Annotated in this window: 18 protein-coding genes; 7 read left to right on the top strand and 11 right to left on the bottom strand. The window is 35.0% G+C overall.

Features of this window, described 5'->3' with window-relative positions; translation table 11 throughout:
* Positions 1-178 precede the first annotated feature (178 nt).
* The 11 genes from EGI22_RS06070 to EGI22_RS06020 all read right to left on the bottom strand — a co-directional run bounded on the left by EGI22_RS06070 (position 179) and on the right by EGI22_RS06020 (position 14393).
* A complete protein-coding gene (locus EGI22_RS06070) occupies positions 179-925 on the bottom strand; it encodes a zinc ribbon domain-containing protein (protein WP_255067135.1) in 747 nt (248 codons plus the stop codon).
* Between the two features lie 30 nt (positions 926-955).
* Positions 956-2053 carry a Nif3-like dinuclear metal center hexameric protein gene (locus EGI22_RS06065; protein ID WP_255067132.1) on the bottom strand — a complete coding sequence of 366 codons (1098 nt, stop codon included), beginning with the start codon at positions 2051-2053 and terminating at the stop codon, positions 956-958.
* Between the two features lie 216 nt (positions 2054-2269).
* A complete protein-coding gene (locus EGI22_RS06060; protein WP_255067127.1) occupies positions 2270-2584 on the bottom strand; it encodes a helix-turn-helix domain-containing protein in 315 nt (104 codons plus the stop codon).
* Positions 2585-3427: 843 nt separating this feature from the next.
* Complete coding sequence (locus EGI22_RS06055) at positions 3428-3694, bottom strand: hypothetical protein (RefSeq protein WP_255067125.1); 267 nt, start codon at positions 3692-3694, stop codon at positions 3428-3430.
* 354 nt (positions 3695-4048) lie between these two features.
* Positions 4049-4813 (bottom strand): hypothetical protein, encoded by a 765-nt coding sequence (locus EGI22_RS06050; RefSeq protein ID WP_255067124.1) that lies wholly within the window; start codon positions 4811-4813, stop codon positions 4049-4051.
* A 169-nt stretch (positions 4814-4982) separates the two neighbouring features.
* The gene (locus tag EGI22_RS06045) at positions 4983-5585 is read right to left on the bottom strand and encodes a transposase (RefSeq protein WP_255067123.1); all 603 of its coding nucleotides are present in this window, start codon (positions 5583-5585) and stop codon (positions 4983-4985) included.
* A gap of 136 nt (positions 5586-5721) precedes the next feature.
* The gene (locus EGI22_RS06040) at positions 5722-7011 is read right to left on the bottom strand and encodes a M20/M25/M40 family metallo-hydrolase (protein ID WP_255067121.1); all 1290 of its coding nucleotides are present in this window, start codon (positions 7009-7011) and stop codon (positions 5722-5724) included.
* Between the two features lie 14 nt (positions 7012-7025).
* Complete coding sequence (locus EGI22_RS06035) at positions 7026-7862, bottom strand: S1 RNA-binding domain-containing protein (RefSeq protein ID WP_255067120.1); 837 nt, start codon at positions 7860-7862, stop codon at positions 7026-7028.
* Positions 7863-7934: 72 nt separating this feature from the next.
* Positions 7935-8678 carry a sulfite exporter TauE/SafE family protein gene (locus EGI22_RS06030; RefSeq protein ID WP_255067119.1) on the bottom strand — a complete coding sequence of 248 codons (744 nt, stop codon included), beginning with the start codon at positions 8676-8678 and terminating at the stop codon, positions 7935-7937.
* Between the two features lie 70 nt (positions 8679-8748).
* The gene (locus EGI22_RS06025; protein WP_255067118.1) at positions 8749-11394 is read right to left on the bottom strand and encodes a sodium-translocating pyrophosphatase; all 2646 of its coding nucleotides are present in this window, start codon (positions 11392-11394) and stop codon (positions 8749-8751) included.
* A gap of 158 nt (positions 11395-11552) precedes the next feature.
* On the bottom strand, positions 11553-14393 hold the full coding sequence (locus EGI22_RS06020; protein ID WP_255067117.1) for a S8 family serine peptidase: 2841 nt from the start codon (positions 14391-14393) through the stop codon (positions 11553-11555).
* Here EGI22_RS06020 and EGI22_RS06015 point away from each other — a divergent pair.
* From EGI22_RS06015 to EGI22_RS05985, 7 genes are all read left to right on the top strand, one after another.
* Entirely contained in the window at positions 14381-16900 is a 2520-nt protein-coding gene (locus tag EGI22_RS06015; RefSeq protein WP_255067116.1) for a PIG-L family deacetylase, read from the top strand. The genes EGI22_RS06020 and EGI22_RS06015 overlap by 13 nt on opposite strands.
* Positions 16900-17862, top strand: a complete 963-nt coding sequence (locus EGI22_RS06010) for a VWA domain-containing protein (protein ID WP_255067113.1) — start codon at positions 16900-16902, stop codon at positions 17860-17862. The genes EGI22_RS06015 and EGI22_RS06010 overlap by 1 nt, the downstream gene beginning before the upstream one ends.
* 1 nt (position 17863) lies before the next feature.
* Positions 17864-18505: a hypothetical protein gene (locus EGI22_RS06005; protein WP_255067111.1), complete on the top strand. Its 642-nt coding sequence runs from the start codon at positions 17864-17866 to the stop codon at positions 18503-18505.
* A 72-nt stretch (positions 18506-18577) separates the two neighbouring features.
* Complete coding sequence (locus EGI22_RS06000) at positions 18578-19519, top strand: phosphoribosylaminoimidazolesuccinocarboxamide synthase (RefSeq protein WP_255067110.1); 942 nt, start codon at positions 18578-18580, stop codon at positions 19517-19519.
* Between the two features lies 1 nt (position 19520).
* Positions 19521-20762, top strand: a complete 1242-nt coding sequence (locus EGI22_RS05995) for a pyridoxal phosphate-dependent aminotransferase (protein ID WP_255067109.1) — start codon at positions 19521-19523, stop codon at positions 20760-20762.
* Positions 20762-21232: a DUF456 domain-containing protein gene (locus EGI22_RS05990; protein WP_255067107.1), complete on the top strand. Its 471-nt coding sequence runs from the start codon at positions 20762-20764 to the stop codon at positions 21230-21232. The genes EGI22_RS05995 and EGI22_RS05990 overlap by 1 nt, the downstream gene beginning before the upstream one ends.
* 22 nt (positions 21233-21254) lie before the next feature.
* Positions 21255-23000, top strand: coding sequence for a metallophosphoesterase family protein (locus EGI22_RS05985; protein ID WP_255067106.1), 1746 nt, complete (start codon positions 21255-21257; stop codon positions 22998-23000).
* The last annotated feature ends 46 nt before the right edge of the window (positions 23001-23046 follow it).

Genomic DNA, 23046 nt, shown 5'->3' with positions numbered 1-23046 from the left:
TGGTTTTTTTGGAAATTATTTAAGCGGAGAATTTGGAAATCAGTTTGAGGATTAATTGGCGAAATTGCTAATTGTTTTTTGGCAATCGAAAGATGTAAAGATTTAACCAAATCAAAAAAAAGCACAAAAAAAAAGAGGAAACGGTGAAGCTTCCTCTTTTGAAATACAATAAGTATCCTTATTTCTTCTTTCTGTGTACTTTGATCATATCAGCATCAGCCAATATTCTACCACAGTGCTCACAGATAATGATTTTTTGCTTGTCCATAATGTCAGCCTGACGTTGTGGTGGTACTACGTTAAAACAACCTCCACAAGCACCTCTATCAACAGCTACTACCGCAAGACCATTTTTAGCTCCTCCTCTGATTCTAACATAAGCTTTCAAAAGTCTATCTTCAACTTTCTTTGCTTGTTTTTCAGATTGCTTGATTAGCTTTTCCTCTTCTTCTTGGCTATCATTTACCAATTTATCAAGTTCCTGACGTTTTTGTTCTAAAACATCAGCTCTTCTATCTTTTGAAGCAGTTGTTGAGTCAATTTCAGTATCTTTCATGCTGATCTTGTACTCAGCTTCTCTGATACGTTTTTCAGATAGTTGAATCTCAAGCTCTTGCAATTCCAATTCTTTAGAAATAGCATCAAATTCACGGTTATTTCTAACGTTCATTTGTTGATCCTTATATTTTAGTATAAGTTTTTCAGCCTCTTTCTTGTTTTGAACGTGACGTTCTATCTCTTCCTTGAAACTGTTGATCTCCACTTGAAACTTATTGATTCTAGTTTCAATACCAATCACCTCATCTTCAAGGTCTTTCACCTCTTCTGGCAAATCGCCACGAAGTTTTCTCAATTGATCCAATCTTGAATCAATTTCCTGTAATTCCAAAAGGGTAACCAGCTTGTCTGCTATTGTAATCTCCATATACTTAAGAATGTAAAAAGAACACCTCTTTTAATGATAATATTTAATTGGATTTGTATCTATTTCCGATAAATAGGACGCAAAATTAGTGAATTTTTTTGAAATAATTTCTACAATTAAATCTTTTGTGTATACTTCACTCTCAAAATGTCCAATATCTGCAATAATTATCTGATTTTCGGCATCAAAAAACTCATGATACTTATAATCGGCCGTTACAAAAGCATCTGCTCCCGCTCTTTTGGCATCAGAAAGTAAAAAACTGCCTACTCCTCCACAAACCGCAATTTTTCTTATTTTTTTATTTTCTGAACTTGTATATCGAATAACATTCAAGTTCATTTTGTCTTTCAAATAAGCCAAAAACTCTTTTTCTGACAATTCCTCAGGTAAATTACCAATAGCTCCAGAACCAATGTCTTGATTCTCGTTTTCGATATTTTGAAGATAATAGGCTATTTCTTCATACACATGATTTTTCCGCATGGCATTTAATACTTTCGATTTTAAATGTGCAGGAAAAACAACCTCCAATCTGTTTTCCTCCACCTCTTCATACTGTCCACTTTTGCCAATAAACGGAACAGCAGTGGCGTTGGGCTTAAAACTTCCCGTTCCAGAGGTTTTAAAACTACAATTGGCATAATTCCCAATCTCTCCTGCCCCAGCGGCATATAAGGCATTTTGAAGTGTGGCGGTATTTTCGACTGGCCCAAAAACAATCAACTTCATTAAAGTATTCGCTTTGGGTCTTAACACTTTCACGTTTTGAAGACCTAATTTCTCTGCTATTTTGAAGTTGACGCCATTCATCACATTGTCGAGATTGGTATGAATAGCATATATCGCAATATCATTTTTTATGGCAAAAACCACAGCTTTTTCTATGTAATTTTTACCCGTTAACTTCTTTAATCCTTTAAAAATAAGCGGATGATGGGCTATGACTAAATTGCAATTTTTAGATACGGCCTCTTCTAAAACCTCCAAAGTAACATCTAAACTAACCAATACATTCGTTATTTCGGCTTCGGCATCTCCTACTATCAAGCCGCAGTTGTCGTAATCTTCTTGGTAGCTTAATGGAGCAAATTTTTCTAAATATTCTGTAAGTTCTTTTATTATCATTTCAAAAGGTTACTTTTTAAAAATGTAAATCTATCAGAATTTTTACAAATAAAAGCAAAGAGGCTTCGAATCATCTCTAAATCCATTACTATCCATCTTTTATTTCGGATATTTAATATTAGAATATTTCGAGTAAAACTCTGATGTTGCCTCAACGATGGTGGAAGAATCGTAGAACGGAGTGGCCACTTTGCGGACTTTGAAACGGCATTAGTTTTATCTAGCCAAATTAAATTTAGCATTTGGTAATTCAATTTGTAGTTTCACTTTAGCTTTCAATGCAGTAAACACTTTCATCAAAGTGTCTATAGTTACATTACTTGCATTGCTTTCAAGTCGTGAAATTTGAGCTTTCTGTACTCCAACTAATTCACCTAATTGCTCTTGTGTTAATTTTCGTTCTAGTCGGCTTTCTTTAATCGCTTTACCAATTAAATCCATTTGAAGTTCGTATTCAAATTTTTCTCTGTTTGGTGTTCCTTTCTTGCCAATTATTTTGTCTTGTACCTCGTCTAAAGTGTAAGTTTTCATTTCTTGTTATTTAAATTGTCTTGAAAATATTTTTTTCTTTGTGTTTCTGCTTTTAAGATTTCATTCTCTGGAACTTTACTTTGCTTTATTATAAACCCATTTGTAGAAATTACTAATTTATTTTAATAGTCAGTCTTGTCCCAAAAAGCTAACATTCTATATTGTAATCATTCGCATAAAGTTCTAAATCCCCAAATATCGTCTGTCAATTTTATAAAAAGTTCAGGGTCGTTTTAAAGTTGGACTTTCTAATATTAAAAAGAATTTTATTGGAATGTTTTATGTCAAGCGACTTTAAAAATTCAAATGCTTCTGCCAATAAAACGATTTCAAATTTGTTCTCCATTTAGTTCATAATCTTAAAAAATCAAGGTAAATAAAGTTTCGCTATAATGAAACATTACCTACATATTACATGACGTTAAAAAAATTTGACTAGCGATTAAATATCGAATCTAACTTAGGTGTGCGAATACTCCAGCCTACACACGTATGTAATGGGGTCTTTAACCGCGGCAATTGTAACTCACCATTGATTTATTTCAATTATAGAAATTTACTATTTCGGGTTTGACTTTTTGCAGCAAAGCAAGACATTTAGTGTTTGCGTAGAAATGCTGTTTTTCTATTTATCTCATTTTCTATTTTAGCGGATTAAAAATCCTTTTTATCTAGCTTCGGGATTGTCCTGCGGAACATCCCGAAGAGCGGAGCTACTTGCAGTTTTTTGCTATGTCAAGTTACGCATTTGAGCGTTAACCCGCAAAAAATTGCAAGTAGGTGCTGTTAGCGGTTCGGTTTGCGTAAACATTTTAAGTCTTGCTTGCGTGTCCGCATATTTTTTCAGTCTTTTGTTTCTTCGACGATTTTATGAATGCGTTTTATTATTTGCTGTATGTCACCATTAGTACTAAATACACCATTTTCAAAAAAGCCGTATCCCGCTTTGGGATCTAACCTTATTTGGGGATTTTTAGGATAATAGAGTCTAAAGTTAGACGTTATAATAATATTACTAGCTAATTTCTTTCCATTTACAATAACAATGTCAAATTGAACAGTTGTCAACTTATTTTTACCATGGTTATACTGAACACTCTTAGTTGTCATTGAACTTTTGCCCTAATTATTAAAAATTTCGTGATTGCAATTACCCAAAAGAAAAAACCTATAAGACTATTGTTAGCTTTTTTTTCGCTCTTCGACATGTTCCGCAGGGCATGTCGAAGCTAGATAAAATAGGATTTCCAATCCTATTTTTGAGCTTAAGCATTAAACAAATATTTGAAATGGTATAGGAATACCAGCCCTATGGAATTGGCAGAACTTTAGTCGGATTGGAAATCCTCCCTATCTAGCTTCGACATCGGGAAGATGTCGAAGAGCGATATATAATTCCAAAAGTTCACTTAATTCCTTCTGCCAGTATTTCGGCAAACCCTTATTTAGCAGATAGTATCAATTTTATAAATTAAATATAGTTTGACCATAAATAAAAACGCCTAAACGCTCATCTATTTCAGAAATATTGTCCAATTCTAAAGGGTTAATATCCCAATCTTTAGCAACATTAAATACATGGTTTTCATCTATTAAGAGTTCTAAGTCATTTTCAGGAATAACAAGCCCATATTGTTCCATATTTTTAATAAACTCTTTTTTTTCCTTTTGAATAAGTTCATTTTCAACTTGTGTTATTTTACCTATATTAAAATTTATTTGGTTATTTTGTGAAAATGCTCTTTCTATTTCGCCATTTACAATTTTTACCCATGAATTTTGACTTATTATCCTATAACTAGTATAACAGTGAACTTCATCAAATTCAATTGACATTTCCTTTAATTTATTCGACAAACCATCTCTTTTAAAAAGCTCGTCAATAAAAAAACCAGGAGAAACAACTAATGTCCAACCTCTTAAACTTGGTGAAATAAAGCAACCTCCATCATACGCGTATTGAATTCCCTTTTCCCAATTAGTTCTGTATTTATTACTATGTGATAAAAAGTCAGCAACTTTTAAATAATCATCTGTTTTAACAGCCATCCATCCATGTGGATTTTTAAAGCCAAAAGATTGTGGTTTGCTAAATTCTTGAGAAGCTACGCTTTCTATTTCTTTAGTTTTACGGTTGGCATTTATCTTGTCCTCTCTTTTATATTTGAAAAAGAAAAATAAGAAAACTCCTAAACAGAATAAAATAAAATTTAACATGTTGTAATCCATTTTTGATGCATTTAGTTTTTAAAAGTCTGTTATCCCATTTTTAAAATTTACTTTCTCTTAATTGTTTGATAGTTTAGATTTCTGCTAATAAATCGCTATTCAGCTGTGCTTAGTCTTCAGACTAAGCACGAGTGACAAACGGTCTTCAGACCGAAAACCACAAATACTATCACCATAACTCGATATCAATGTCATATCCAGATTTCTTTAAAGGATTTATAATTGGATTTGATGGCAACATTACAGGAATTAAACTTTCTTTTTGCAAATAATTACTCGCACTTGAATACAAGTAATCTGATGCTTTAGAAACAATACCAGCCCTAACTGGATTCATATGAATGTAATTTATTTTAGACCATAAAAACGGGTCAGTAAAAATTTCTTCAGGATGATTGTTTATTTGCCAAAATTGCAAATTTGAGTTCCGCTGATTACTCTTAGCAGCAAATTCGAAACGCTTTAACATCCAGTCAGACCTTGACTCAGGTCCAATTTTAATTTGATTGAGAATCATTTGAGCTACATATTTTTTAAAATCTCTAACTAAATCTGATAAGTTTCCTTTATCTGATTGACAAATTACATGAATATGATTACTCATAATGACATAAGAAATCAAATTCATCCCTTTGTTTTCCTGACAAAATTTTAAACTATCAATGACAATATCTCGATATATTTTTCTTGAGAAAACATCTACCCAATCAACTATCGTGAATGTAAGAAAATGCATTGCTTCCTGATTTCTTATCGCATAACCACCTTCCATATCTTTTTTTACACCAATATACTAAATTTCAGAATACACTGATACTAGAATCGGTCTGAAGACCGAGATACACCGATGCTTAGTCTGAAGACTAAGCATAGCTCCAACGATGTTAAAACCATCGTAGAGCTTTCCATCACTTCAAAAGTCTATACATTAACAATGTGCTTCTTTTTATCAATTTTGGGTATTCTTTTATGTTTATGGTTTCGGCAGGCGTATGTGCTCCCGAGCCAGAAGAACCCAAGCCATCAAGGCAATCTAAATATTGTGAAACATAACTTATATCTCCAGCTCCTCTTGAGCCCGGATCGCCTTCTTTCACAGGCCCCATTCCCAAATCCAAACTTATTTGGTTCAGCACTTTCATAATGTTGCGATTGCCTTCAGTTGGTGGCATAGATGGTATTCCATCTGAAAACTTGATATGAGCAGAAGTTTGGTTGAGGCTTTTCTTGGTTATTTCTACCATCTTTTTTCGGGCATTTATCTTTTGGTCTTCAGTCAGAAACCTCAAATCTCCCGTAACTATGGTTCTTTTTGCTACTATATTGGTTTTTCCCAAAGAAATCCCTTTGGCTTCTGTTTCGTCATAATTCACAAACGAACCTCCGACAATCTGACCAGGATTGAATGTCAAATATTTCTCTTTGCTTAAAGTCTCTCTAAAAGTATTTAAAATCCTGGCTGCTTCATATATCGAGCCATAGCCCACATTTTGACTAAAAACACCCGAAGAATGAGCTTGTTTGCCTGTAACTACCAAAGTCCAACCACTCGCTCCGCGGCGTGCGGTGGTAGCTATACCAAAGCCCGCTGTAGTTTCGTAAGCTAAGGCAATATCGCACTCTTTGGCTCTTTCTATAAAATCTGCCCTGCTTATTGATGTAGGTTTTCCTGATGATTCTTCATCTCCCGTAAAATAAACCGTGATATGTCTGTCATCTAATAGATTATATTCATTCAATGCTTGTAAAGAGGCCAATATCATTACATCGCCACCTTTCATATCATTGGCTCCTTGCCCTGTAGCTATCGAGTCTGAAATAATTGTAAAAGGCGAAAACTCCATGGATTTTTCAAAAACAGTATCTAAGTGGCCAATTAAAAATAGTTTTTTACCCTTTGTGCCTTTTCGAGTAGCGACAAAGTGTCCCGCTCTGTTCAAAGAATCCGGAAGTGAAACCCATTCTGTAGCGAATCCTATCTTTTCAAATTCCCTTTTAAAAATATCCCCTACTTGCTTTACACCCTCTTTGTTTAATGTTCCAGAATTGATATTCACTACTTCCTCTAATAATTTAAAGGTTTTTTCGTAATTCTTTTCGACTGATTTTATTAAATCTTCCTCAGTGGTTGAAAGTTTTTGGGAGAAAACAGAAGTTAGCATCAGGCAAGCCAAAGCAGTAAATACAAGCTTTTTCATGATTCAATTTTGGTTTATTTTATTAGTTCGATTGAAGTTTCTAAAATTCTTATCTTTTTGTCTTTATACAATGAGCCAATTGCTTTTTTAAAGTTTTTCTTGCTCATTTCCAATATCTCCATTATCTCAAATGGCTCCGAGCTATCGCTCAAATTCAAAACACCTCCAGAACTTTCCAGTTTTTCAAGTATTGCTTTTGCATTGGGCTCCAAAGTTTTCAGAAAACCGATTGGTTGAAGAGAAATATCGATTTTCCCATCTTCTCTGATTGTTTTTACGTAGCCTTTGCTTACATCGCCCCAGGCCAATCGTTTAAAAACCTCGTTTTCGTAGATTAATCCTTTATAAAGATTATTAATGATGACATTGTGGCCCAAATCTGTTTTTTCAAATACCAACAAATCGACTTCCTGCCCAATTTCTAAATCTACGCCATCTAAGTTTTTGAAAAACTTATGAACTTTGGCAGAAGCCACCAAACGGTCTGTCTGCTCGTCTAAATAAAGATAAGCAGCAACATAATGTCCAGTAACCAATTTATGATTTTGTTCTTTGAATGGCACAAAAAGGTCTTTTTCAAGACCCCAATCCAAAAATGCCCCGAATTTTGAGACGGCAACCACTTCAAGAATTGCAAACTGGTTTAAAGTTATAAAAGGCTTTAGGGTAGTTGCTATAAGCCTATCTTCCGAATCTCTGTAGATGAAGACTTCAATATCTTCTCCAATCTGAGCATTCTCAGGTATGTATTTATGTGGCAAAAGGACGTCGTTTCCTTCTTCGTCGCCCAAGTACATACCTACGCTCGTTCCTCTTAGTATTTGTAAAGTATTATATTTACCTACTTCCATATTGTCAATTTCAAATTAAATATACAAAAAATCAGGAACAAATGGCCTGAATGAGCTATTAAAAGGATTTTTTTACCTAAATAATATCAAAAGTGCTCCTAAAAAAGTGATTATCATAACAAGTTTGCGAAACAACTTTTCGTTGATTCTTCCAACCAATTTTAAACCCACATAAAAACCTAAAAACAAGGCCGGCAAAAGTACAATATCTAATAAAAAAGTTTGAGTGTTTATGGTTTCCCAAACAAAAACTTGAAACGGAACCTTGAATAAATTAATCACCAAAAATACCCAAGCTGCTGTGCCTATAAATGTTTTTTTATCAAGTTTAAGAGCTAAAAAATAAATATTAGAAAATGCTCCTGCAAGGTTTCCCATCATAGTTGTAAAACCTGAAATCAATCCCATAGTGCCGCTAAACCAATATTTTGAGGGGAAGTGTGCATCCTTTGTGTTTTCAAGAAAAAGCATTAGGACAATCGTTAGAACTATAATAACCGAGATGATTTTCTTAAACATGGCTTCATCAATACCATTTCCAACCCAAACAGCCAACAAAACCCCAACAACCATGGCTGGCATTAGTTTTTTGAAATACTGCCATTCCACATGTCTTTTGTAAACTATTACCGCCATAATATCAGCAATACACAAAAGAGGCAATACTACGCCAGTGGAAGCTTTTCCTCCAAAAACAACCGCCATTAATAGTACATTTAGCATATCTATACCTTTTATGCCGGCTTTAGATACACCAATAATAAAACTGGCAATCAAAACAAAAGACCACTGTAATACGGTAAAATAAAAAGACATTTTCAATATTTTTTTACGAAAAAAGCCACTCAAGAGTTTGAGCGGCTTTTAGATTTATTTTTCTGAATTATTATTTCTTTCTTACAGAAACAGCAATTCTTCGATTCATTTTACGACCTTCTTCTTCGTCGTTAGAAGCTACAGGATGTTGCTCACCGTATCCTTCTGACTCTAATCTGCTATCAGCAATTCCCATTTCCACAAGCTTTGCCTTTACGGAAGATGCTCTTTTGCCAGATAGTTCTAAGTTTGAAGCAGGATTACCAACATTATCGGTATATCCTCCAACTTTAATTCCAACTTCTGGATATGCTTTCATGATTTCAGCAATATTACTAACCTCAAGTGTTGAATTAGCATCTAATTTATCGCTTCCAGTTTCAAAATTAAGATTGACAAAATTAAACCAATTGTCTTTCCCTGCTTCTGCTTCTGAGTTTTCTATAAAACTGATTAAGTTATCTTCGATTCCACCTTTAGCGAAAGAAAGTTTTACACCAGTCGAAAGTTCTTTCGATAAGTTTTCAACTACAACGATTTCTGTAGGTACTTCTACCTCAGTGGCATGTGCTGATTTCTCAACAGCGATGTAAGGAGCAATTACCAAGGAAACGATAGACATTAATTTAATTAAAATGTTCATTGAAGGACCCGAAGTATCTTTGAAAGGATCCCCAACAGTATCACCAGTTACTGCTGCTTTATGTGGTTCTGAACCTTTTTTGAAAGTTTCACCTCCAATCAAAGCACCTTTTTCGAAAGATTTCTTTGCGTTATCCCATGCACCACCAGCATTTGATTGGAAAATACCCATCAAAACACCTGAAACTGTAACACCAGCCAAAAGTCCACCAAGAATCTCAGCAGAACTTGTTGTTTCAAAAACACCTTTAAATCCGAAACCGATAATTACGGGTACCAAAAGAGCAATAGCTCCTGGCAACAACATTTGCTTTATAGAAGCTTTCGTTGAGATCTCTACACATTTTTCGTATTCAGGTTGAGCTTTATATTCCATAATACCTGGAATTTCTCTAAACTGACGTCTAACCTCGTTCACCATTTCCATAGCAGCCTTACCTACAGCTGAAATACATAATGCACTGAAAATAAATGGTATCATACCACCTACAAACAATCCAGCTAAAACAGGTGCTTTATAAATATCAATAGCATCTATACCCGCAATACCAACAAAAGCTGCAAACAAAGCCAATGAAGTAAGTGCAGCAGACGCTATGGCAAAACCTTTTCCTGTAGCGGCAGTCGTGTTACCTACAGCATCTAAATTATCAGTTCTTTCACGAACTTCAGCAGGTAACTGTGACATTTCGGCAATTCCACCAGCATTGTCAGCAATTGGACCAAATGCATCAATTGCCAATTGCATAGCAGTTGTAGCCATCATACCAGCAGCAGCGATAGAAACACCGTAAATACCAGCAAAAGCATAAGAGAATATGATACCAGCAGCCAACACTAAAATTGGTAACACTGTAGATTCCATACCTACTGCAAGACCACCAATAATGTTTGTAGCATGACCAGTTCCTGATTTTTCTATGATAGATTGAACAGGTCTTTTGCCCATCGCAGTGTAATATTCAGTAATGATAGACATCAAAGTACCTACAATTAACCCTACCACAATCGCATAAAACACGTCCATTGAAGTAAACTCAAAACCTCTTAAATTAAGGTTCTCAGGTAAAATATGTTTAACCAAGAAGAAAGAAGCAACCAAAGTAATTACAATTGACAACCAGTTTCCAAGATTCAATGCATTTTGTACAGAATCAGTCTCGTTTTTAACTTTCACAAAAAACGTACTTACCATTGAAGCCAAAAGACCCACACCTGCTATTAACATCGGCAATAGAACCGGTGAAAAACCACCATAATTATCTGTAACCGAAATTTCTTGACCGAGCACCATAGTAGCTAATATAGTAGCCACATAAGAACCGAAAAGGTCAGCTCCCATACCTGCCACGTCACCCACATTGTCACCTACGTTGTCCGCAATTGTTGCTGGGTTTCTAACGTCATCTTCTGGAATTCCAGCTTCAACCTTTCCTACAAGGTCAGCACCTACGTCAGCAGCTTTGGTATAAATACCACCACCTACTCTTGCAAACAAAGCGATTGATTCAGCTCCTAATGAAAATCCAGCTAAAACTTCGATAGCCTTTTTCATTTCGTCAGAAGTCAAAGCTTGACCTTGAGCAAATATATTGTAAAATGCTATAAACAAGCCCCCTAAACCTAATATTGCTAAGCCTGCTACGCCCATTCCCATTACAGAACCTCCTGTAAATGAAACATTGAGAGCTTTAGCTAAAGAGGTTCTTGCAGCGTGAGCCGTTCTAACGTTGGCTTTTGTAGCTACTAACATACCAATGTATCCAGCAAAAGCTGAAAAAATAGCACCTATTAAAAAAGCTACAGCGATAATTGGCGAAGAATGAATTGGGTTTTCGATAGTACCTTCATCCATACCTAACCATGCCAATATAATAGCTGTAGGAATAGCAAACATAGCTAACACTTTCCATTCAGCTTTTAAAAATGCGATTGCACCATCGGCTATATAACCTGATAATCTTTGCATGTTTTCATCACCGGCGTCTTGACGTGATACCCAGTTGAACTTCCAAGCTGTGTATAACAATCCGACAATACCGAATAATGGAACCAAATAAACAATTGAATTCATATAAAAACGGTTTAAATTAAGAATTTTAAGTAAAAAATTTTGCAAAAATAAGACGAGAAGGACACAATAAAAAAGTAAAACTGAATTAAAAATATTTTTTTTATGAAAATCTCAATAATTCTTTGAATAAAATCTGCTTTTTTTCTTAGGCTTAACTTTTAAAAACAGCCTCCAATTTTGGCAGTAAACACATTTCCTGCTTTTACAGAAAAACCCGGACTAAGCAAAATGCTTTCATTGGCTTGATATAAAATATTTGTAGTAGGAATTATTTTTTGAACTGAAGTAAGTTTTTTAGCAAATGTATTTTGAGTAAGATTCCCATCTACAATTCCGTCTATGGTTTGGTTTGCATTGGCTTTAAAAAAACTAAATGTAGTAGGGGATGGAACAGGACAATTCCAGGCTTGCTGACAAGTTGCAGTAATTTGATATTCATTATTTATGTTTTGCAAATACACGCCTTGGTTGGTTTCGCCATTACTCCATAAAACTGTCCCTGTACAGCCCATTGCCAAAAGTCCATAATTTGCAGTATTACAAAAGCTTACTGGCGAACGTAAAGGCGGTGAAGAAGAAATCAAATAATTGAAATTCTGGCTGTAGATATTTGTTCCAGACACATAGTATAAATTTGAAGCATTTTTAGATACTTGAATATTAGTAGAATACATAATTTCCTGAGCTTGAGCTTGTGTCAGTAAAATATCGTCTTTCGGGAAACCAACAATTTCAGGAGTATTTTTAATATAAACCTCTGCTTTTGTTCTTGGAGATGGGCACAATCCAGTACATTGATTTTGAGTAAAATATTCATTTATACCTACAGGTAAATTACTTAAAATCAACTCTGAGTTAGAAGAAATCAGGTTTCCTCCAGTGGCGTTGTCCCACCATGTAGTAACATTTGTAGACAAATGGGCATTTGTGTAAACTTTAATACTGAAACCTGACACACAAAGCGGATCTAGAAATGAATTGTCAGAAGGCAGTAATTTCCATACCCCATTGGCATTTTCTCCATTTAAAATGGCAAAAGAAGATTGTGGAGCAAAACTACCAGAAGCTGGAAGCGAATTTGAACCAATTGACGGGGCACTATTTTTAAAAACGGTTGTAACTTCACCACTTGTTACCAATCCTCTAGCATAAGTACCTTCAGAAACTAAAATCAATTCTTGACCAGAAGGACTTAAAATTTTAAAACTAACCTCTTCATTATAAGGAATTCCTCCAGCATCAACAGTTCCACATGAAATCGCACCGCCGCCATCTTTCTTTTGCCAAGTTATGCTAACCTCTAAAGAATCGATCAATCCGACGGTATTTTGCAAGAGAATTGTCATATCATCGCCCGATTGGTCATATCCATCATATCCAACTGTTGGACCAACGTAGTTTTTTTGATAAAACTCTGGAAAAGAACAAATAGGGCTTAATGCCTTCAAAGTATCAGGAATTCCAGAACAATACATACTGATTTTTGGATCAGCAACTGGACTTTCACTTAATAATAAATTATACACAAAAGGCTTAGATATGAGTGTTTTAATACAAGAGTTTTTGGAAATAGTTAAAGAATAAACGCCTTCATTTTTTGCGTAAATAGAAGAATCTGTGCCTGTAATGGCATTTCCGTCTAGTTTCCATGAATAATTTGCACCTGAAATAAATGGAACGGCTATAATGGCACTATCGCCTACACAGAAAAAACGACTTGGAGAGATATTCAAACTTAATTGATCAATGTTTTCATTGGCACAAGAAATCGCATTGAGAAGATTCACTCTACCTGCTCCTAAACTTCCATCAAACCCAGGATTTTGGCTTGAGATATCATCTGCAGTACTTTTTAACAGTATTTCTAACTCTGCCATTGTTAAAGTAGGAAAACAAGACCAAAGGTATCCTAAACATGATGCCACCAATGGAGTAGCCATAGAAGTACCGCTGTAAGAAGCATAAGTATTAGTGGGTAAAGTACTTAAAATAGACCTTCCAGGTGCTGAAATATCTACGGTAGAACCAAAAGTACTAAATGAACTCTTTGCGTCATTGGCATCTAAACTTGCCACAGATATCACATGATTGTAGGCCGCTGGATAACTTGGTTCCGCATTATTATCATTCCCTGCCGCCGCTACAACTATTACATTATTATCAAACGCATAATTCATTACATCTTGCTCAGCACTTGAATATCCAACTCCTCCCCAAGACAAACTAACGATTTTTGCTCCATGATCTACCGCCCAGACTACACCTTCAAAACCATAATATATGCTGTTAGGATTGCCATCGTCAGGCGTAGCTTTGATGGGCATTATCTTCACTTTATTATTTGCTGCGGCCGCAATACCTATGGAATTGTTGGTAACCGCAGATAAAATACCTGCTACATGAGTTCCATGAGAAAAATTATCATTAGGTGGATTTGGGTCAAAATCCAACTCTGAGGACATATCCTTGCCTGCAAGCATATTTGCAGCGAGATCAGGATGCGTTGTTTGGATGGCGTTATCCACAACAGCCACTACTATATTACTTCCACCAGGGTTTACATCCCAAGCTTGCGGTGCATTTATTTTAGTCAATGACCATTGTGTTGCAAAACTTGGATCGTTAGGCGTTGATATTATGCTCCTTAAAGGTATTTTCTCAACATACTCATAATACCCTTCGTCTTTTAATTGAGCTATTAAATCATCAATATTCTGGCTTTCTGATACTTTTAATCTGATAATATTATTTAAATCCTTATTTTTGAGATTCAAAAACGGCTTTTCAGCTTTGGTAATATTTTTTGAAGCTTTTATATTACTCAAAAAAGGTAATTCTTCACTAATAACTACAGTTTTAGAGTTTGTTTTTATTGTTTTGGCATTTATTGCTTTTACTTTAACATATATTTCCCCAACTACAAATTGACTTTGACCTTTTTGGGAAAAACTATTAAAATTGATAAGAAAAATTATAAAAAAACCAAATGAGAATTTCATTAAAAAAAATTGATTGGTACAAATCTATAAAAAAAACGAGCCTTTTTTGTTCTCTTTTTTATTTATCGGTAAATGTTCATGCTCAGACAAAAGCGATTTCGAGTAGTGAAATATACCAAAACCTAGAAAAACTTAATACTGTGGGCAATGCACTTTATGTTGCCGCACATCCTGATGACGAAAACACTTTATTGATTTCGTGGCTTTCGAAAGAGAAAAAAGTCAGAACTGCCTACATGGCAATGACCAGAGGAGATGGAGGTCAAAACCTTATTGGTGCTGAACAAGGAGAATATGTTGGTTTACTACGTACACATGAACTACTTGAAGCAAGAAAAATTGACGGCGGTGAGCAATACTTTTCGAGAGCAATTGATTTTGGTTTTTCTAAGCATACCGAAGAAGCCCTAAGTACTTGGGGTAAAGAAAAAATATTAGAAGATTTGGTTTATCAAATTAGAAAATTCAAGCCTGATGTAATTATTAACAGATTTCCGCCAGATGAAAGAGCCGGGCATGGTCACCATTCTGCATCTGCAGTATTGTCTGCTGAAGCATTTGACGCAGCTGCTGACCCGACGAAATTTCCTGAGCAACTAAAAACAGTTAGTGTTTGGCAAGCCAAAAGATTAGTTTGGAACTCTTTCAATAGAGGATTTACAAATTCAGAACCTACTGATGGACCATTTATTAAAATCCCTTTGGCTGATTTTAATCCACTTTTGGGAAAATCTTATTCAGAAATAGCCGCAGAAGCACGGAGCAAGCACAGAAGTCAAGGATTTGGTTCTGCTCCAACTAGAAACGAGCGTTATGATTTTGCAGTAAGTATTAAAGGGGAACCAGCTAAAGATGACCTTTTTGATGGTGTAGATTTGACATGGAACCGAACACCTGGTGGGGCAGCGGTTGCTGTTGAACTGAAGGAAATTTTAAAGAATTTCGATTTTACGAATCCTTCCAAAAGTGTAAAGGGGTTAATAAAGGTTTACAAAACCATAGAAAACCTTCCAGAATCTGTTTATAAAGCAGACAAGCTTAAAGAATGTGTAAATATAATAATGGCTTGTGGCGGTATCTATTGTGAAGTAAACCCTTCAACTTATATGGTTTCTCCTGGTCAATCGTTAAAACTGTTTTCGAATACAGTAAATCGATCTGATATTGATGTAAAATTAGAAAAATTGGAAATTTCAGGGTCGGCACAAAAAGATACTACATTGGCTTTGGATCTCAAATACAATAAAAATCTTGATTTTGCGATGGAAATTATTATTCCGCAAAATGCAGCCATCACACAACCCTATTGGCTACAGACACAATCTGAAAAAGGATTTTATAAATTATCTGATGAAAAATACAGAGGATTGCCAATGGCACCAGATGCACTTTGGGCTAAGTATACCTTGAATATTTTTGGCGAAAAAATAAATTACTCTCATCCAATAAAGTATAAATACACTGAGCCTGCAGTAGGAGAAATTTATAAATATCTTGAAGTAAGGCCTGAAATAATGCTAAACTTAGACCAAAAGGTTTACATTTTTGCTGATAACAAACCAAAGCAAGTAAGCGTGATGGTTAGGTCTAATGTGGCTAATCTCACTGCTGATGTAAAATTAAATTTAAGTAAAGACTGGAAATACTCCCCAGCAACTATTCCAGTAACCTTCACAGAAAAGAACCAAGAAAAACAAATATTTTTCACGGTTACGCCTCCAGTTAATACCTCAGAGACTGAAATAAAAGCCTCTGCCACAACACCCAATGGCACTTATGAAAGAGCTTTGAAAACAGTCAAATATGACCATATACCTGAGTTGAATGTTTTTCCAGAGGCCAAAGCAGTTGCTAACAAAATTAATATCATCAAAAAAGGGCAGAACTTAGCCTACATAGCTGGAGCAGGAGATGACGTACCGGCTTCTTTGCGACAAATTGGTTATGATTTAACTTTTCTAAACGAAAACACAATAACAGGAAATCTCTCAAAATTTGATGCAATTATTGTTGGCGTAAGGGCATATAATACGGAAGATTGGCTTCCAAATGCTCAAAACTTACTATTTGAATATGTAAAAAATGGAGGAAACCTGATTGTTCAATACCAGACCCAAGCTTTTTATGGCGTAGTCAAAACCAAAGAACTAGGGCCTTATCCGTTGAGTATTGGTAGAGGAAGAGTAACTGAGGAAGATGCAGAAATGAAGGTAATAAATACCAATGAACCGATTTTGAACTATCCAAATAAAATAACAAATAAAGACTACGAAGGCTGGGTTCAAGAGCGAGGATTGTATTTTGCCGAAAAATGGTCTGATAAGTATACCACAGTTTTTGCAATAAAAGACAAAGGTGAAACAGAGTTAGAAGGTTCTCTTTTATATACTAAATATGGAAAAGGAGCTTATATTTTTACCGGACTTTCATTTTTTAGGCAATTACCAGCGGGTGTCCCAGGTGCTTTCAGATTGATGGCCAATTTGATTTCGTTTAACAAAAAATAATGAATTGGAGTAGAGAATATTCTCAAGCAGACCTAGCTTTCCTAATAATTTTCCTCCTGATTTATTTTATATATTTTGGGAGATTATATTTTATTTCTAAAAAGCTTAAAACATCTGCTGCATCTTCTTCACTAAAGTTTTTCATAAGAGCTATTTATCTTGGCTTATTAGGTTTGGCTTTGCTCGGCCCAAACTTCGGTATTACGGAAATAGAAGCAAGATCGTCGAGTAAAGACATTTATTTGGCATTTGATTTATCGCTTTCTATGAACACCAACGATGTGGAGCCTTCAAGGCTAGATAAGGCAAAAAGCGAGATGCTTAATTTGATTGATCAATTCAAATCTGACAAAATCGGTATTATAGTTTTTAACTCTGATGCTTTTATTTACACGCCTTTGACATTTGATCATGAAAATCTAAAAAATAACATATCTAGCCTAAAAACCAATTTGTTGGCAAATAGCTCGACGGATTTTAATGCTTTTTTTAATTTATTAATTGATAAGTTTGGCTTGGATTCAAAAAAAAACTCCCAGATAAAAACTTGTATTTTAATAACAGATGGCGAGAATTTCGGAGGAGTTAACGAAAACCTGCTTGACCTTACTGCCAAAAATGGCATCAATTTGTACATATTGGGTGTAGGCACTCAAATGGGCGGAAAAATCCCAACTTTAAATGGGTTTAAGAAAGACAAAAATGGAAATGAAGTAATTAGTATACTGGATATAAATCAAATAAACCAAATAGCTAAGAAAACAAAGGGTGAGTATTTTATTATAAATAATCAAAGAAATCAAATAAATAGCTTAATTGGAAAACTAAATCAAATAAAAAATTCAGAACAAAATATTAATTTACAGACAGTTACTTACAACAAATACGTTTACTTTCTATTAATAGCCTTGCTATTTATTGTGCTAGATTTTATGATTACAGTAAATGTCCTTAAGCTTTAAAATGTACCAATTTATTTATCATATTGTTTTCTTTCTTTTAAATCCTCAATTTTTTGGAAATATTGAGCAACAGAATACTTTAAAGAAAGAATTTAATGAAGTTTTGCTTAAAGGAGAGTTTGCTAAAGCAATTGGAATTTTCGAACAAATAGAGAATGTAAATCGATTAATTGAGCCTGAGCTTCGTCTTGATGTAGCTCATGCTTATTTTGCGGTAAATGATACACTAAATGCAAGAATAAATTACGAATATCTTCAAGATAACCCCAATAACATACAAGCCGCACAGGCAAAAAACCAATTGGGTATTTTGGCATTGATGAAAGGAGATAGTGCTTTGGCATTGAAACTCTTTAAATCTTCTATGGAAAAAAACATTGATAATGAGAAAGCTAGGTTTAACTTTGAACTAATAAGCAGAATTTATCATCCCAAATTCTCTCCACCTCCTCCCCAACAAGACCAAAAACAAAGTCAAGAAATTATAGCCTCAGAAGAGAAAGAGAAAGAGCTTGATCAGTATACTTCTAACAAAATATCAAAAGAAAAAGCTCTTCAATTACTAGAAGATTTGAAAAACTCAGAGATGAAAGTTTTGATTTCTGGAAAAAATAGTAAGAAAAAAGTAGAAAAAGATTGGTAATAAACCGAAATTTGTAAAAAAATGAGTTTCAGCTTATTTCACAAACGTTTAGGGAGATTATAAAAATACAAAATGAACAGCATTAAGGAGACAAATTACAATTTCAAAAACCAGAAAGCATTTTACAGAGGTAAGGTTAGAGACGTGTATTACATTGGCAAACATGTATTAATGGTGGCTTCGGACAGAATTTCTGCATTTGATGTAGTTTTACCAAGGCCTATTCCTTTTAAAGGCCAAGTTTTGAATCAAATTGCGGCCAAAAATTTGGAGGCCATGAGAGATATAGTACCTAATTGGTTAATTGCCACTCCAGACCCAAATGCTTCTTTTGGCTTAAATTGTGAGACATTTCCTGTAGAAATGGTGGTTAGAGGATACTTAGCTGGACATGCTTGGAGAGAATATAAATCAGGAAAAAGAAGTATTTGTGGAGTAGAATTACCTGAAGGAATAAAAGAAAACGATAGACTTCCTACACCAATTATTACACCAACTACCAAAGCCCACGAAGGCCACGACGAGGATATTTCGAGAGAAGAAATAATAACCAAAGAGCTCGTATCAGAGGAAAAATATAAGACTTTAGAAAAATATGCCTTGGCATTATTTGCAAAAGGCACCGAAATGGCTTTGCAAAATGGCCTAATTTTGGTAGATACTAAATACGAATTTGGTGAGTTAGACAATAAAATCTATTTGATAGATGAAGTACACACACCAGACTCTTCAAGATTCTTTTATGCTGCCACCTACGAAGAAAACCAAAAAAATGGTATTTCTCAAAAGCAGCTTTCGAAAGAATTTGTGCGTGAATGGCTCATAGAAAACAACTTCCAAGGAAAAGAAGGACAGACAATACCAGAAATGACAGATGAAAAAATAGAGGAGATTTCGAACAGATACATAGAATTATACGAAAAAGTAACGGGCGAAAAATTCAAAAAAGACAAGTCTGCAAATATTATAGAGCGAGTGGAGAAAAACGTGAATGACTTTTTAAAACAGATATAAAATGCCAGGCGAATACAAAAAAAGCGACAGACTTAATAATTTGAGTTACGCCATTCGGGGACCAGTTTTTGAAAAAGCTCAACAGCTTGAAGCTATGGGACAAAAAATCATAAACCTAAACATCGGTAATCCAGCACCGTTTGGTTTTGACGTTCCTGACGAAATTGTACACGACATGATCCTCAACCTAAGAAATGCTCAAGGTTATTCGCATCATTTAGGTATTTTTTCTGCAAGAAAAGCCATCATGCACTATACGCAACAGATAGGCATAAAAGATGTAAAAATGGAAGACATCTTTATTGGAAATGGTGTGAGTGAGCTGATTGTAATGTGCATGCAGGCTCTTTTAAATGATGGTGATGAGATTCTAATTCCTTCTCCAGACTATCCACTTTGGACTACCGCCGTGGCACTGTCTGGTGGAAAACCCGTTCATTATATCTGTGACGAAGCCTCTGATTGGAATCCTGATGTGGAAGACATGGCAGCTAAAATCACTTCTAAAACAAAAGCAATTGTACTTATTAATCCGAATAATCCAACGGGAGCAGTTTACGAAAGAGATGTTTTGAAGAAAATCATAGCATTGGCAGAAAAAAACAATTTAATTGTTTTTTCAGATGAAATATATGATAAAATCTTATATGATGGTTACGAGCATGTACCAGCTGCTACTTTATCAGAAGATGTTTTCTTTATGACATTTGGTGGTTTATCTAAAAACTATAGAGCGGCTGGTTTTAGAGGTGGATGGGTAATACCGAGTGGTGCAAAAAACAAAGCAAAATCTTTCTTAGAAGGATTGACGCTATTGGCATCTATGCGTCTATGTGCTAACGTACCAACGCAATATGCTATACAGACAGCTCTTGGAGGTTATCAGTCTATCAATGACTTAGTTGCCGATGGTGGCAGATTGAAAAAACAAAGAGATCTTATTTACTATAAACTAACGGACATCCCTGGAGTCACTTGTGTTAAACCCAAAGGAGCATTGTATGTTTTTCCGAAAATTGACATGCGTAAATTTGACATCAAAAATGATGAAGAATTTGCCTTGGATTTACTATCTGAGCAAAAGGTGTTTGTAGTTTCTGGTAAAGGATTCAACTACAATGATGGACAACATTTTAGAGCCGTTTTTTTACCTGAAGTTGATACATTGGAGTTGGCCATAAATAAAATTGGTGAGTTTTTGGATACTCGAAGAGTAAAATCGAAGAAATTAATAGAAGCTTAATGGATATTTTGCTGCTGGTAATCGGAATAGTTTGCTTGTTAATAGGACTCGCTGGAGCTGTTTTGCCATTACCAGGGCCGCCATTGAGTTTTGGAGGAATGCTCCTTATTCATTTTTCTAAATTTGCAGAATTCTCCGAAAACACATTAATACTCTTTGGAATTCTAACTGCAGTCATTACAGTTTTAGATTATTATGTTCCTGTTTGGGGCACCAAAAAATTTGGAGGAAGCAAATGGGGTTCAATTGGTTCTGCAATTGGGCTTTTAGTCGGACTTTTCCTTGGACCTTTCGGCCTTTTCATTGGGGCTTTTGCTGGGGCTTTTGTAGGAGAATACCTTTCAAATAAAAATCATAATATTGCTTTCAAGGCAGCTGTAGGGAGTTTTTTAGGATTGATTGCGGGAATAGCTGCTAAAACTATACTTTGTATTATAATGTTGGTTTACGCACTAATAGAAATATTCTGATTTTTTAGCCTTTTTCAAAAGTATGAAAATAAAACTTAGTGTTTTTTGTATCCTATTTTCTATTCTTAATTCTACTAAAGCTCAAACAATAGTTAGAGGTCCATACCTCCAGCTTACCTCCGACTCTAGCATTACTATCAAATGGAGAACAGACATTGCCGCAAGCAGCAAAATAATGTATGGTTTATCATTTTCAAATCAAAACTTAACAATTGAGGATCTAAACCCAAGTATCGACCATTCGATAAATCTACCTGGTTTAGCACATGAAACTACTTATTTCTATTCTGTTTATGGCAATGGTAATTTATTAGAAGGAAGTACTTCTAATTATTTTAGAACACCTACATTGCAAGGTAGCGAAAAAAAACTAAAATTTTGGATAACAGGCGATTGCGGAACAGGAACTCCTGCACAAACTCTTGTAAAAAATGAATTTTTGAATTACGTTCAAAGTGATACGTTAGACGGTTGGCTACTTTTAGGTGACAATGCTTATAGTTATGGTTTAGATACAGAATATCAAGCCAGATTTTTCGAGCCTTATCAAAACGACAGGATAATGAAGCAAACGCCTATATTACCTTGTCCAGGAAACCATGACTATGGAAATGCTGCTGGATATCAAAATAATCAATCCTTAGCTTATTACCAAATATTTGACTTGCCCCAATTAGGTCAATTGGGTGGATTGCCGACCTATACCGAAGCTTATTATTCCTATAATATTGGAAACGTCCACTTTGTGAGTTTAGATTCTTATGGTAGGGAAACTGCAGCAAACTATAGATTGTCAGATACTTTAGGGCCGCAAATGACTTGGCTTAAGCAAGATTTGGCAACAAACACACAAAAATGGACAATTCTGTACTGGCATCATCCACCCTACACCATGGGAAGCCACAACTCTGACACTGAAACTGAACTAAGGTATATTAGAGAAAAAGCTTTGCCTTTAATTGAACAATATCATGTGGATTTGATCCTCTGCGGCCACAGCCACAATTACGAACGAAGCAAACTTATGAAAGGTAATTTCGGCCTTGAAACTACTTATGACCCAAATGTACACGAGATCGAACACAGCTCAGGTTTTTATGATGGAAGTCCAAACTCATGCCCCTATACAAAAATGACAAATGCCCAAAATGAGGGAATAATATATGTTGTGGCGGGGGCAGCTGGGCAAAATGGCCCAGAGAAAACTACATTTCCTCATGATGCCATGCCTTTTTCAAATGGATCACATGCAGGAAGCTTATATCTTGAAATAGAAGGTGACAGATTGGATTCAAAATGGATAGCAGATGATGGAAATATTTATGATAAATTTACCATATTTAAAGATAAAGGGCCTTCTGAAGAAATTATAAACTTACCCAAAAATGCGACAACCCTCACACTAAATAGCCCAGATGCGGCTCATACTTTGTGGTCGGCCTACCCAAATCAAATTCTTAGCCAAATAGCTGTATACAATCCTTTGAATGGAATGCAATTTCATGTAAAAGATAGCTTAGGCTGTTTTGAACATACTTTTAAGATTCAAATTCCAGACACATGTAAACAAGCACAATCGGTTAATAATATCATTGATAGCTTATCTGTATTGAATGTTTCCACTTCAGAAACCATAAATGCTTCCTCAGTAATTTTAAACCCTACCAATTCTAGTTTTTCAGCAGCAAAAAATATTGTCCTAGAGCCAGGTTTCATGATAAAAGAAGGCATTTTCGAAGCTTTGATAGGTGGTTGCGTAAATAATTAGAAAATATATACCAAAAATATTACGTATAAAAAATGGCCTCGAGAGG

The sequence above is a fragment of the Lacihabitans sp. LS3-19 genome, assembly GCF_024343575.1.
GTDB lineage: Bacteria > Bacteroidota > Bacteroidia > Cytophagales > Spirosomataceae > Leadbetterella.
This window is presented reverse-complemented; position numbering and strand designations above follow the sequence as displayed.